The 12,875-nt window shown below is 70.6% G+C and carries 11 protein-coding genes; 6 read left to right on the top strand and 5 right to left on the bottom strand.

Features of this window, described 5'->3' with window-relative positions; translation table 11 throughout:
* Positions 1-102: 102 nt before the first annotated feature.
* From fdhF to D9R14_RS19010, 3 genes are all read left to right on the top strand, one after another.
* Complete coding sequence (gene fdhF, locus D9R14_RS19000) at positions 103-2,934, top strand: formate dehydrogenase subunit alpha (protein ID WP_121624922.1); 2,832 nt, start codon at positions 103-105, stop codon at positions 2,932-2,934.
* Between the two features lie 203 nt (positions 2,935-3,137).
* Entirely contained in the window at positions 3,138-4,010 is an 873-nt protein-coding gene (gene fdhD, locus D9R14_RS19005) for a formate dehydrogenase accessory sulfurtransferase FdhD (protein WP_121624923.1), read from the top strand.
* Positions 4,000-4,230, top strand: coding sequence for a formate dehydrogenase subunit delta (locus tag D9R14_RS19010; protein ID WP_121624924.1), 231 nt, complete (start codon positions 4,000-4,002; stop codon positions 4,228-4,230). Before fdhD ends, D9R14_RS19010 begins: the two co-directional genes overlap by 11 nt.
* A 171-nt stretch (positions 4,231-4,401) precedes the next feature.
* Here the strand turns inward: D9R14_RS19010 and D9R14_RS19015 are convergent, their stop codons facing one another.
* Entirely contained in the window at positions 4,402-4,611 is a 210-nt protein-coding gene (locus D9R14_RS19015; RefSeq protein ID WP_121624925.1) for a DUF3126 family protein, read from the bottom strand.
* An 80-nt stretch (positions 4,612-4,691) separates the two neighbouring features.
* Positions 4,692-5,573, bottom strand: coding sequence for a serine O-acetyltransferase (gene cysE / locus D9R14_RS19020; protein WP_121624941.1), 882 nt, complete (start codon positions 5,571-5,573; stop codon positions 4,692-4,694).
* Between the two features lie 297 nt (positions 5,574-5,870).
* Between cysE and D9R14_RS19025 the strand changes: the two genes are divergently transcribed.
* Positions 5,871-6,857: a glutathione S-transferase family protein gene (locus tag D9R14_RS19025; protein ID WP_121624926.1), complete on the top strand. Its 987-nt coding sequence runs from the start codon at positions 5,871-5,873 to the stop codon at positions 6,855-6,857.
* Here the strand turns inward: D9R14_RS19025 and D9R14_RS19030 are convergent.
* Both D9R14_RS19030 and D9R14_RS19035 read right to left on the bottom strand, forming a co-directional pair.
* Positions 6,845-8,053, bottom strand: a complete 1,209-nt coding sequence (locus tag D9R14_RS19030; RefSeq protein ID WP_245420895.1) for an FAD-dependent monooxygenase — start codon at positions 8,051-8,053, stop codon at positions 6,845-6,847. The genes D9R14_RS19025 and D9R14_RS19030 overlap by 13 nt on opposite strands.
* Before the next feature lie 85 nt (positions 8,054-8,138).
* On the bottom strand, positions 8,139-8,399 hold the full coding sequence (locus D9R14_RS19035) for a zinc-finger domain-containing protein (protein WP_121624927.1): 261 nt from the start codon (positions 8,397-8,399) through the stop codon (positions 8,139-8,141).
* Positions 8,400-8,798: 399 nt separating this feature from the next.
* Here D9R14_RS19035 and D9R14_RS19040 point away from each other — a divergent pair, with 399 nt between their 5' ends.
* Complete coding sequence (locus tag D9R14_RS19040) at positions 8,799-10,601, top strand: ABC transporter ATP-binding protein (RefSeq protein ID WP_121624928.1); 1,803 nt, start codon at positions 8,799-8,801, stop codon at positions 10,599-10,601.
* Positions 10,602-10,643: 42 nt separating this feature from the next.
* On the opposite strand, the gene D9R14_RS19045 is transcribed toward D9R14_RS19040, so the two are convergent.
* A complete protein-coding gene (locus D9R14_RS19045; protein ID WP_121624929.1) occupies positions 10,644-11,450 on the bottom strand; it encodes a DUF2189 domain-containing protein in 807 nt (268 codons plus the stop codon).
* 202 nt (positions 11,451-11,652) lie between these two features.
* Here D9R14_RS19045 and D9R14_RS19050 point away from each other — a divergent pair.
* Positions 11,653-12,875 (top strand): hypothetical protein (locus tag D9R14_RS19050; protein ID WP_121624930.1); only part of this gene is annotated, 1,223 nt, incomplete at its 3' end.

A 12,875-nucleotide genomic window follows, 5' to 3' on the forward strand; every position in this document is an offset into this window, starting at 1 on the left:
CCTCTCCCGCGAGGGGAGAGGGGGCAGGTCGCCCGTGGCCGCTGGCCGCTTTTCCATTCTCGGCGCACCGCGCGCCTCACCCATTCCTGAGAGGAACGCCCGATGTCCCTCATCCATGAAATCGACTACGGCACCCCGGTCTCCAAGTCGGAGAAGCTCGTCACCCTCACCATCGACGGCATGACGGTGACGGTGCCCGAGGGCACCTCCATCATGCGTGCGGCCATGGAGGTGGGGAACCAGATCCCCAAGCTGTGCGCCACCGACATGATCGAGGCGTTCGGCTCCTGCCGGCTGTGCCTGGTCGAGATCGAGGGCCGCGGCGGCACGCCCGCCTCCTGCACCACGCCGGTGATGGACGGCATCGTCGTGAAGACCCAGACCGAGCGCCTGAAGCAGATCCGGCGCGGGGTGATGGAGCTCTACATCTCCGACCACCCGCTCGACTGCCTCACCTGCTCCGCCAACGGCGATTGCGAGCTTCAGGACATGGCCGGCGTCGTCGGCCTGCGCGAGGTGCGCTACGGCTACGAGGGCGAGAACCACACCAAGCTCGGCAAGGACGAGAGCAACCCGTATTTCACCTACGAGCAGTCGAAGTGCATCGTCTGCAATCGCTGCGTCCGCGCGTGCGAGGAGGTGCAGGGCACGTTCGCGCTCACCATCTCCGGCCGCGGCTTCGGCTCGCGCGTCTCGCCCGGCATGGACGAGCCGTTCCTGTCGTCGGAGTGCGTGTCGTGCGGCGCCTGCGTGCAGGCCTGCCCGACCGCGACGCTCAACGAAAAGGCCATGTACGACATCGGCACCCCCGAGCATTCGCTGGTGACGACCTGCGCCTATTGCGGCGTCGGCTGCACCTTCAAGGCGGAGATGCGCGGCGACGAGCTGGTGCGCATGGTGCCCTATAAGGACGGCAAGGCGAACCGCGGCCATTCCTGCGTGAAGGGCCGCTTCGCCTATGGCTACGCCACCCACAAGGACCGCATCCTCAAGCCCATGATCCGTTCGTCCATCCACGAGCCGTGGAAGGAAGTGAGCTACGAGGAGGCGATCCAGTACGCCGCCTCCGAGTTCAAGCGCATCCAGGAGAAGTACGGCCGCCGCGCGGTGGGCGGCATCACCTCCTCGCGCTGCACCAATGAAGAGACCTATCTGGTCCAGAAGCTGATCCGCGGCGCCTTCGGCAACAACAACGTCGACACCTGCGCCCGCGTCTGCCACTCGCCCACCGGCTACGGCCTGCTGCAGACCTACGGCACCTCCGCCGGCACCCAGGATTTCGACAGCGTCGAGGAAAGCGACGTCATCCTCGTGATCGGCGCCAATCCCACGGACGGCCACCCGGTGTTCGGCTCGCGCATGAAGAAGCGGCTGCGCCAGGGCGCCAGGCTGATCGTGGTCGATCCGCGCCGCATCGACGCGGTGCGCTCGCCCCACGTCGAGGCCGCCTTCCATCTGCCGCTGAAGCCCGGCACCAACGTCGCCATCGTCACGGCGCTGGCCCATGTGATCGTCACTGAAGGCCTCGTGAACGAGCAGTTCGTGCGCGAGCGCTGCGACTGGGACGAGTTCCAGGAGTGGGCCGCCTTCGTCGCCGACGAGCGCCACTCGCCCGAGGCCGTGCAGAAATATACCGGCGTCGATCCGGCCCTCGTGCGCGGCGCGGCGCGGCTCTATGCCACCGGCGGCAACGGCGCGATCTATTACGGCCTCGGCGTCACCGAGCATTCCCAGGGCTCGACCACGGTGATGGCGATCGCCAATCTCGCCATGGCCACCGGCAATGTGGGACGCAACGGCGTGGGCGTGAACCCGCTGCGCGGCCAGAACAACGTGCAGGGCTCGTGCGACATGGGCTCGTTCCCGCACGAGCTGCCCGGCTACCGGCACATCTCCGACGACGCCACCCGCGCCGCCTTCGAAGCCATGTGGGGCGTGCCGCTCGACAACGAGCCGGGCCTGCGCATCCCCAACATGTTCGATGCGGCGGTCGAAGGCACCTACAAGGGCATGTATGTGCAGGGCGAGGACATCCTCCAGTCCGATCCCGACACCAAGCACGTCTCGGCCGGCCTTGCCGCCCTCGAATGCCTCGTGGTGCAGGACCTGTTCCTGAACGAGACCGCCAACTACGCCCACGTCTTCCTGCCGGGCTGCTCGTTCCTGGAGAAGGACGGCACGTTCACCAACGCCGAGCGCCGCATCCAGCGCGTGCGCAAGGTGATGGCGCCGAAGAACGGCTATGCGGACTGGGAGGTGACCCAGATGCTCGCGAGCGCGCTCGGCTTCCCCATGACTTACCAGCACCCCAGCGAGATCATGGACGAGATCGCCACGCTCACCCCCACCTTCAGGGGCGTGAGCTACGCGAAGCTCGACGAACTGGGCTCGGTGCAGTGGCCGTGCAACGAAAAGGCGCCGGAGGGCACGCCGATCATGCACATCGACGGCTTCGTGCGCGGCAAGGGCAAGTTCATCCTCACCGAGTATGTGCCGACCGACGAGCGCACCGGCCCGCGCTTCCCGCTGCTGCTCACCACCGGGCGCATCCTCTCGCAGTACAATGTGGGCGCCCAGACCCGGCGCACCGCGAACACCGCCTGGCATGCGGAGGACGTGCTGGAAATCCACGCCCACGACGCCGAGAACCGCGGCATCCGCGACGGCGACTTCGTGAAGCTGGACAGCCGCGCCGGCTCCACCTCGCTCAAGGCGGTGATCTCCGACCGCGTCTCGCCCGGCGTGGTCTACACCACCTTCCACCACCCGGTGACGCAGGCGAACGTGGTGACCACCGACTATTCCGACTGGGCCACCAACTGCCCGGAATACAAGGTGACGGCGGTGCAGATCTCGCCCTCCAACGGCCCGACCCAGTGGCAGGAGGACTACGAGGACCTCTCGCGCAAGAGCCGCCGCATCGCGGCGGAGTGAGGCGGGAGGACACCGAGGCTGTCCAGGCGGGCAACGCTTCCGGCGCGAACCGGTCTCCCCGTTCGCGCCCCCTCTCCCGCAAGGGGAGAGGGGAGGAGCGCCGGAGTGGCAAGCGATGCGGAAGATGCCCTTCCAATGCGGACGGGGCGCTCCCACGTGAAACTTGATACGCTGTTCGATCCTGAGGCCCACGAGCCGAACCCATGACCGACGAACCCGCCTGCCCCCTGCCCGACGATCTGCCGACGCCTCCGCCGGCACGGCGGGTGGCGCGTGCGCAGTTGCGCGACGGCGCGGTGGCGGAGGGAATGCGCGCGGTGCCGGAGGAGACGCCGGTCGCCCTCACGTTCAACGGCACCACCCACGCGGTGATGATGGCGAGCCCCACCGACATCGCCGACTTCGCCCTCGGCTTCTCGCTCACGGAAGGCATCGTCGGCGCGGCGGCCGAGATCGAGAGCCTCGACGTGATCGTGGTGGAGGAAGGCATCGAGGCGCGCATGTGGATCGCGCCGGAGAAGATGGCGCGCCTCGCGGCCCGCCGCCGGGCGCTGGCTGGCCCCACGGGCTGCGGCCTGTGCGGGGTGGAGAGCCTTGCCGAGGCGGTGAAGCCGGCGGCCCACGTGACCGCCGCGACGCGCTTCACGTCCGCCGAGGTCCTGGCGGCCATGGCCGCGATGGCGCCGGCGCAGGCGCTGAACCACGAGACCCGCGCGGTGCACGGCGCGGCCTATTACGAACCCGGCGCCGGGCTCATCGCGCTCGCCGAGGACGTGGGCCGCCACAACGCCCTCGACAAGCTGGTGGGCGCCGCGGCCCGGCTCGGCCTCGACCCCGGCCGCGGCCTGCTGCTGCTCACAAGCCGCGTCTCCATCGAAATGGTGCAGAAGGCCAGCGTGCTGGGCGTGGGCGTGATCGCCGCGGTCTCGGCGCCCACCTCGCTCGCCATCCGCACCGCCGAGGCGGCCGGCATCACGCTCTGCGCGGTGGTGCGCGCCGACGGCTTCGAGATCTTCACCCATCCGCAGCGCGTCGCGCTCGGGCCGCACGAGGGGCAGGAAACCCATGTCGCATAGCACCGAGGACAAGCTGGTCTACATGGCCAACCAGATCGCCACCGCCTTCGCGCAGTTGAAGCATGAGGAGGCCGTGGTGCAGACCCGCACCCACATCGCCAAGTTCTGGGACCCGCGCATGCGCGCAAAGATCGCCGAGCGCGTGGCCCATGGCGGCGAGGGCCTCTCGCCCATCGCCAAGGAGGCCCTGGAAGGCCTGCCTGCGGTCAAGGCGGCCTGAGCCGGCACGCCGGACGCCTCACGGCCGCCCGAAGGGCTCCATCCGAAGGGCTCCGCCGGAAAAACGCGCGCCGGAAAAGCCACGGCGCCCCCGCCTCGGTCATCCTGGATACGGGCTCCAGGATGCAACGCAGGCGCGGCGCCGCGGAAAGCCTCGGTCAATTCGGCCGGATCACTCCAGGTCGGCGTCCAGGATGGCCATCTGGAAGTTGTAGGAGAGGTCGCCGTCCTCCTCGTCCTTGAAGAGCACGCCGATGAACTCCTCGCCGAGATAGACCTCGGCGCTGTCCTTCTTCTTCGGGCGCGCGGTCACCTTGATCTGCGGATTGCCGAACAGGGTCCGCAGGTACCGCTGCACGCGCTCGAGTTCCGTCTTGTCCAAATCGCTTCCTCCTGGAATGCACCGGCCCGCCTTGTGGCGGGCCGCGCCGCCCGGTTCAAGGGCGCGGCGCTAAAAAACGCTCAGATATCCGCTCCGGCGAAGATGTTGTCCTCGAACATCTGGTCCATGGAGCGCGCCGGCTCGGCGCAGCCCGCCTCGCCCACCACCTTGGCCGGGATGCCCGCCACCGTGGTGTTGCGCGGCACCGGCTTCAGCACCACGGACCCTGCAGCCACGCGGGCGCAGCGGCCCACCTCGATGTTGCCCAGCACCTTCGCGCCGGCGCCGATCAGCACGCCGCGGCGGATCTTGGGATGGCGGTCGCCGCTCTCCTTGCCCGTGCCGCCCAGCGTCACGCCCTGGAGGATCGACACGTCGTCCTCGATCACGCTGGTGGCGCCGACGACGATGCCGGTGGCGTGGTCGAAGAAGATGCCGCGCCCCATGGGCACCGCCGGATGGATGTCCACCGCATAGACCGCCGAGGCCCGGCTCTGGAGATAGAGCGCGAAGTTCTGCTGGCCGTGGGTCCACAGCCAGTGGGCGAGGCGATGGGTCTGGATCGCGTGGAAGCCCTTGAAATAGAGCACCGGCTCCAGCGTGCGGGTGGCCGCCGGGTCGCGGTCCACCACCGCCATGATGTCGGCGCGCAGCGCCTGGGCGATGGTCTTGTCGTCGTTGGTCGCCTCGAAGAAGGCGGCGCGGATGGCGGAGCCCGGAATGTCCGGATGGTCGAGCCGGGCGGCGATGCGCTCGCCGATCACCGCCTCCAGGCTCGGCTGGCCGAGGATGGCGCCGGTGAGGAAGCTCGCCATCAGCGGCTCGCGGCCCCTGGCCTCGTCCGCCTCGTTGCGCAGGCGCGCCCAGACGGGATCGACGACCTCGTGCCAGCGCTCGGTGCCGGTGCGCGTCAGGCGCGGACCGGACGGCTCGGCTACGGACACGGCGGGCAGCACGGTCATGGGGGTCTGCGGCATTTCTGCCTCCTCGGATGAAACGACTTGCCCTCTTTCTAGCACAAGCGCGGCGCCGTGCGCAGGTTCCCACGGGGCGCATTCCCGGTCACAGCGCCCGGCGGGCCGCCGTCTCGCCGCCGTCATGGTCCGGCTTGCTCCTCACGCTGGCGATGACGGACGGGCGCGCATTGCATCCACGCAAGCCGGATTTTCGCGAGCCTTTCACGCGTTGCATTTCCGGCGCCGGGTCGCCATCTCAACCCTCGGCGCCGATCCCGCGCCGTGCGGAAAAAAGGATATCCCATGGGCCTGCTCGTCGACGGCGTCTGGCAAGACCAGTGGTACGACACCAAGTCCACCGGCGGCCGGTTCGAGCGGCAGGCCTCGCGCTTCCGCAATTTCGTCACCGCCGACGGCGGGCCCGGCCCCACCGGCGAGGGCGGGTTTCGGGCCGAAGCGGGGCGCTACCATCTCTATGTGTCGCTCGCCTGCCCCTGGGCGCACCGCACGCTCATCGTGCGCGCGCTGAAGGGACTGGAGGACGCCATCTCGGTGAGCGTGGTGGACCCGTTCATGGGCAAGGAGGGCTGGACCTTCGCCGCGCCGGACCCGATCCTCGGCAAGACGCGCCTTCACGAGGTCTATACCGCGGCCGATCCCACCTATAGCGGCCGGGTGACCGTGCCGGTGCTGTGGGACAAGGCGCGCGGCACCATCGTCAGCAACGAATCCGCCGAGATCATCCGGATGCTAAATTCCGCCTTCGCGGCGGTGACCGACGTGGCGATCGACCTATATCCCGCCCCGCTCCGGGCCGAGATCGACGCGGTGAACGACCTCGTCTATCCGGACGTGAACAACGGCGTCTACCGCTCGGGCTTCGCCACCACGCAGGCGGCCTACGAGGAGGCGGTCGCCCAGGTGTTCCGCCGCCTCGACTGGCTGGAAGAGCGGCTCGCCCGCCAGCCCTACCTGGCCGGCGACGTGCTCACCGAGGCGGACGTGCGGCTGTTCACGACCCTGGTGCGGTTCGACGCGGTCTATGTGGGACACTTCAAGTGCAATATCCGCCGCATCGCCGACTATCCGGCGCTGTCGGGCTATCTGCGGGCGCTCTATCAGCTGCCCCAGGTGCGGCCGACCGTGGATTTCACCCACATCAAGCGGCACTATTACGAGAGCCACAAGACCATCAATCCCACCGGCATCGTGCCGGTCGGCCCCGCGCTCGACCTCGACGCGCCGCACGACCGCGGCCCGGCGGCGTTCGCCGCGGCTCAGACCCCGTAGATCCAGCCGTAGCGCTTGAGCAGGCTGTCGCCGCCGGTGCGGCGCAGCACCAGGTCACGCGCCATGCGCGGCGGTCCGGAGAGGTGGTAAACTACTCCGTTGCGCCGCGCCGCGCCCTGGATCATGGCGGTGCGCTCGCGCCGGGCGGCCTCGTAGGCCCGCAGGGCGGGCTCGGCCTGGGTCTCGCGGGTGAGGGCGCCGGCCAGCGCCGCCGCATCCTCGATCGCCTGGGCTGCGCCCTGGGCGAGGAAGGGCAGCATGGCGTGCGCCGCGTCGCCCAGAAGCGTCACCCGTCCCTCGCCCCAGCGCGCCAGCGGGTCGATGTCGTAGAGGCCCCAGCACAGGAAGTGGCCGGCGCGCGCCATCAGGCGGCGCAGGTCCGGGTTCCAGCCCTCGAAGGCGGCATGGACGAAGCCGGCATCGCCCGGCGCGCTCCAGCGCGTCACAGCCCGCTCCTCCTTGACGATGGCGACAAGGTTCAGCGCCTTGCCCCCACGCACCGGATAGACCACCACATGGGCATTCTTGCCCAGGTGCAGATGCACCTCGGGCGGGTGGCCGTCCGGCATCTCGATGGTGGCGCGATAGGCGACGCGGCGGGCGAATACCGGCGGCGCGGCGAAGCCGAGATGGGAGCGCACGGCCGAGCGCACGCCGTCGGCGCCGATCAGCACGTCCGCCCCATGGGCGACCAGCTGGTCGCCCTGGCCCACCACGGCCCGCACGCCTGAGGCCGTGCGCTCGATGCTGCGCAGGTCGACGCCGAGCGCCACCGCCGCGCCCGCCTCCTGCGCCGCCGCGGCGAGCGCGTCCTGCAGGTCGGCGCGGTGGATGACCAGGAAGGGGGCGCCCCAGCGCCGCGCGGCGGGGGCATAGTTCGAGCGCGACAGGGTCGTTCCGGTCCGCCCGTCGCGCACCAGGAGCGCGCGCGGCGCCACCGCCGCCTTTTCGATGCGCTCCAGCACGCCGAGGTCGCGCAGGATGCGGGTGGCGTTGGGGGAGAGCTGGAGCCCGGCGCCCACCTCCCTCAGCTTGCGCGCCTGCTCCAGCACCTGGACGGCGATGCCGGCCTGCCGCAGCGCCAAGGCGCAGGCAAGCCCGCCGATGCCGCCGCCGACGATGACGGCGCTGCGGGCCGCAAGCGGCCGGCGGGGCTGGAAGGGAATGACGGCCATGTCGGTGCCGGCTTGGTCCATGCCGGCGCTCAGGCCGGTCTCGCAGATCCCGGCCCTTGGGCCGGTGCCGGCCGGTGCGGCCGGATCGTGGGGAGCGGCCTTCGGCTCAGGCCGCGGCGCTCGGTGCATCGGCGCCATGCCACACGCAGCCCTCGGGCTTGGCTTCGCCGGCCGCCAGAGCGGCGTTGTAGCGGTAGAGGGTGGAGCAATAGGGGCACACGATCTCGGTGTCGTCGCCGAGGTCGCAATAGATGTGCGGGTGGTCGAAGGGCGGCTTCGCGCCGATGCACATGAATTCCTTGCTGCCCACCTCGATGACGGTGACGCCGAGGTCGTTGCAGAAGTGGGGAATGTCCGCGTGCGCCATGGTTCCGCCCGAGCCTCTCCTAAAAAGCGCCGCGACCTTACCCCCACATGCGCCGCCATGAAAGGCCCGCGCGCCGCGTCACTTCGGCGTCGCGCCGGGGGGAAGGCGAGGCCCTTGCCCGCATTCCCGCCGAAGGGCACAATGAACCGCCGCCGCAACAGCAAGAGGAGGGGCGATCCATGAACGAACGCATGTCCGCCTTCGGCGCCCTCCCTGTGGCCGCCAACGGCTAGCTGAGCCGCCCCTGCGGTCCCTCGCCGGCGCCTGTGCGCCCGGCCGGACGGCCTTCAGCCGACATCCCCGCCTGGACCGCTCGCCCGCCCGCGGCGCCTGCGTCGCGCATTCCTCCGTCTTCCGAAGGCCGGCTCTTCGCGCATCGCGCGCGGCCGGAAACACGTCATGTCGCTCTATCGCACCCACAAGCGCGGGGTTTCCACCCGCGCCGTCTTCGCCTTTCTCTGGAGCCATTGGCGCCGCCGGCCGGCGCTGATCGGCGCGACCGGCGCCTGCGTCCTGGTCTCGACGCTCGCGGAGGTGTTCGTCCCGGTCTATGCCGGCCGCCTTGTGGAGGCGGTGGCGTCCACCGGCGACCGCGCCGCCGCCTATGCCGCGGCCATGGACGCCTTCCTCGCCATGCTGGCGCTCGGCGCGGTGATGGTGGCGGCGCGCCACCTCTCCTTCGTCGCGCTGGTGCGCCTCACCTTACGTATGATGGCCGACATCGCGTCGGAAGCGTTCGCCCGGGTGCAGCGCTTCTCGGCGGACTGGCACGCCAGCACCTTCGCCGGCTCCACCGTGCGGAAGATCTCGCGCGGGATGTGGTCGCTCGACCTGCTCGACGACACGCTGCTGGTGGCGCTGCTGCCCTCGGCGGTGGCGCTGGTGGGCTCGGCGCTCCTGCTCGGCTGGCACTGGCCGGTGATGGGCCTTGCGGTGGCGCTCGGCGCGGCAGGGTTCGTGGTGCTCACGCTCGTGCTGTCGCTGAACTATGTCGCGCCGGCGGCGCGGCTGTCCAACGCCTGGGACACCCGCGTCGGCGGGGTGCTCGCGGACGCGGTGAGCTGCAATGCGGTGGTGAAGGGCTTCGGCGCCGAGGCGCGCGAGGAGGACCGCCTCAACCGCGTGCTCGGCAAGTGGAACGCCCGCACCCGCCGCACCTGGATGGCCGGCACCTGGGCGGGCACGGCGCAGCTCGTGGCGCTGCTCGGCCTGCGGGCGGTGATCATCGGCATGGCCCTGTGGCTGTGGTGGGAGGGCCGCGCCGGACCGGGCGACGTCGCGTATGTGCTCACCACCTACTTCGTGGTGCATTCCTACCTGCGCGACATCGGCATGCATGTGCACAATCTGCAGCGCTCGGTGAACGACCTGGAGGAACTGGTGGAGATCCACCAGCAGAGCGCCGCCATCGCCGACCGGCCTGGCGCCGGGCCTGTGAAGGTCACGGACGGACGCATCGCGTTCGAGGACGTGACCTTCCACTATGGCGGCCACAGCGACCCGCTCTACCGCGATTTGTCGCTCGTCATCGAGGGCGGCGAGAGGGTGGGTCTGGTGGGCCATTCCGGCTCCGGCAAGTCCACCTTCGTGAAGCTGATCCAAAGGCTACACGATGTCACGGACGGCCGCGTCACGGTGGACGGGCAGGATGTGCGCGACGTCTCCCAGGGCGCGCTGCGGCGGGCGATCGCGGTGGTCCAGCAGGAGCCGATCCTGTTCCACCGCTCGCTGGCCGAGAACATCGCCTACGCCCGGCCCGACGCCTCCTTCGCGGAGATCCGCCGGGCGGCGGAGCTCGCCAATGCCGCCGGCTTCATCGAGAAGCTGCCGCGCGGCTACGGCACGCTGGTGGGCGAGCGGGGCGTGAAGCTCTCCGGCGGCGAGCGCCAGCGCGTCGCCATCGCCCGGGCGTTCCTCGCGAACGCGCCGATCCTGATCCTGGACGAGGCCACGTCCAGCCTGGATTCGGAATCGGAGGCGCTGATCCAGGAGGCGATGGAGCGCCTGATGGTGGGGCGCACCACCCTGGTCATCGCCCACCGCCTCTCGACGGTGCGCGCGCTCGACCGGCTGCTGGTGTTCGACAAGGGCCGGATCATCGAGGAGGGCGACCACGACGCCTTGGTGGCGAAGGAGGGCGGCCTCTATCGCCGCCTGTTCGAGCGCCAGGCCCTGGAGCTCATGCGCGGCCTGGCCGCCTGATGCGGCAACCACAGCCCGCCGGTTCGTCCGGCGGGCGGCGTATCACACCACGAGGCGCCGGTAGAGGTGCCAGGTGGCGTGGCCGAGGACCGGCAGCACCACGGCGAGGCCGATGAAGAAGGGCAGGCTGCCCAGCGCCAGGAGCACGGCCACGATCAGCCCCCACAGCGCCATCACCACCGGGTTCGCCCGCACCGCCGAGAACGAGGTGCGCACGGCGGTGGCGGTGCTCACGTTGCGGTCCACCAGCAGCGGCAGCGAGACCACCGACAGGCACATGGCGAACAGAGCGAAGCCGAGGCCGACGCCGTTGCCGACCAGGATCAGCATCCAGCCCTCGCGGGTCGCGAGGATTTCCCGCGCGAATGCGGCGAGCGTGGGCGGCACGTAGCTGCCGAGCGTCGCCCGATAGATCTCCAGCGCCGCCACCAGCCAAAGCAGGAAGGTCGCCACCAGCATGCAGCCGATCGCGGCGATGGAGAGGATCGCCGGCGAGCGGGCGAGCGCGAAGACGTGGTCCCAGCCCGTGGGCAGCCCTTCTTCCCGGCGCCGGCTCATCTCGTAGAGGCCGACGGCGGTGAGCGGCCCGAGCAGCGCGAAGCCCGCCACCAGCGGGAACAGCAGCGGCAGCACGTCCTGGCCGAACGACAGGCGGGCGAGGAACAGCCCGACGATGGGATAGATCAGCGCCAGGAAGATCAACTGGCTCGGATGGCGCAGGAAGTCGGACACCCCGGCCCGGAGGCAGTCGACGAGGTCCGCGGCGGAGATGCGCCGCACCCGCAGCGCGACGCCGCCGAAGGCGGTCTCGGGGCGGGCATACGCCGGCTGGATGGTGGAAGGGATCATGACGCTCCTCCAACATTGGCACGCGACCGCTTGTGCCCGCCAGCAGAAACCCTAAGTATCAAGCTGGCCCGGATGCGGCTTCTGACCTTTCTTCCAGTCTAACGCAGGAAGACGGGTCCGTCGCCGGGGGCGAATACACGATCTCGGCACACGCCACCCTTGGCACACGCCGCCGGGCTCGGGGACCGGACATAAGAGGCAGATGGCCCGCATCTTCGCGCTGTTCACGGTTCTGGCGGCTCTCCTGGGCTTTGCGCCCTGGCTTGTGCCGCTGGCCAAGCAGAGCGTGCGCCTCGTGGAGGCGCGCGACGATCCCGCCGCCGTCGCCGATCTCGGCCTCGCGGACCTCGACGCCGCGCGCGTGGCGAAGGAGACCGAGAGCGCGCTCGCGGCCGACGACATCGCCCTCGCCACCTCCTTCGTCGCGCTCGCCGATGCGCGCGGGATCACAATCGATCCCGCCTTGCGGGAGCGCGTCGCCGCGGCCAACGGCGCGCTCGCAAGCACGCTCCGGGGCGCCAAAGAGTTCGGCATGGGCTTCCTGACCGGCGAGCCGTCCGACCTTGCCGGGCTCGCGGGCGCCGCTACCGGCGACCTCATGGTGTGGGGCGACATCCGCGACGCCGGCCGCGAGGGCTGGAAGCTGGCCCACGGCGAGGACGCGGACGAGCTGATCCTCGGTCTGTCCGCCGTCGGCATCGCCGTCACCGCGGGCACCTATGCCACCGTGGGTGCGAGCCTGCCGCTGCGCGCCGGCATCACCCTCGTGAAGGTCGCCAAGCGCACCGGCAAGCTCTCCGCCGCCTTGGGGCGCAGCTTCATGCGCGCGGTGCGGCAGAGCGTCGACTTCGTCGCCTTGCGGCGCCTCCTGAAGGCGCCGGGCGCGGTGGACGGGCCGGCGCTGAAGGGCGTGGTGCGCTCCGACCGCCTCGCCTCGCTCACCCGCATGCTGGACGACGTGGCGGTGGTGCAGTCCAAGGCCGGCACCCGCGCCGCCCTGGAGGGCCTGCGGATCGCCGACAACGGCAACGACCTCCGGCGGGTGGCGCGGCTCGCCGATGCCAAGGGCCCGCAGACGCTCGCCATCCTGAAGACGCTGGGGCGCGGCGCCATCCTCATCACCGGCGCGCTGCTGAAGCTGGTGTGGTGGGCGTTCGTGGCGGCGCTCTACGTCTATCTGCTCGTGTCCTCCTTCAACGCCTTCTGCGTCTCGTGCGCCCGTGCCACCTGGGGCGGGCGGCGCGGCCGGCGCCGTCACAAGCGGGAGGGCGCGCCCGCCGCCCGCCGCCGCTGGTGGCGCCGGGAGGAGGCGCCGGTCTGCCTCGCCCTTCCCGAGGAGCCGCGCCTCGATGCGCCCCGCCCCGCGCCGGAGCCGGGCCGCGCCGAGGCCGAGCGCTTCGCCGCGGCCGCGCGCGAGGCCATGGC

It is taken from the genome of Xanthobacter tagetidis (assembly GCF_003667445.1).
In the GTDB taxonomy this organism is placed as follows: domain Bacteria; phylum Pseudomonadota; class Alphaproteobacteria; order Rhizobiales; family Xanthobacteraceae; genus Xanthobacter; species Xanthobacter tagetidis.

What these genes read in the sequence shown, in the direction of transcription:
- fdhF (WP_121624922.1), top strand. Translation starts at nt 103, where the DNA reads ATGTCCCTCATCCATGAAATCGACTACGGCACCCCGGTCTCCAAGTCG.
- fdhD (WP_121624923.1), top strand. Translation starts at nt 3,138, where the DNA reads ATGACCGACGAACCCGCCTGCCCCCTGCCCGACGATCTGCCGACGCCT.
- D9R14_RS19010 (WP_121624924.1), top strand. Translation starts at nt 4,000, where the DNA reads ATGTCGCATAGCACCGAGGACAAGCTGGTCTACATGGCCAACCAGATC.
- cysE (WP_121624941.1), bottom strand. Translation starts at nt 5,573, where the DNA reads ATGACCGTGCTGCCCGCCGTGTCCGTAGCCGAGCCGTCCGGTCCGCGC.
- D9R14_RS19025 (WP_121624926.1), top strand. Translation starts at nt 5,871, where the DNA reads ATGGGCCTGCTCGTCGACGGCGTCTGGCAAGACCAGTGGTACGACACC.
- D9R14_RS19030 (WP_245420895.1), bottom strand. Translation starts at nt 8,053, where the DNA reads ATGGACCAAGCCGGCACCGACATGGCCGTCATTCCCTTCCAGCCCCGC.
- D9R14_RS19035 (WP_121624927.1), bottom strand. Translation starts at nt 8,399, where the DNA reads ATGGCGCACGCGGACATTCCCCACTTCTGCAACGACCTCGGCGTCACC.
- D9R14_RS19040 (WP_121624928.1), top strand. Translation starts at nt 8,799, where the DNA reads ATGTCGCTCTATCGCACCCACAAGCGCGGGGTTTCCACCCGCGCCGTC.
- D9R14_RS19045 (WP_121624929.1), bottom strand. Translation starts at nt 11,450, where the DNA reads ATGATCCCTTCCACCATCCAGCCGGCGTATGCCCGCCCCGAGACCGCC.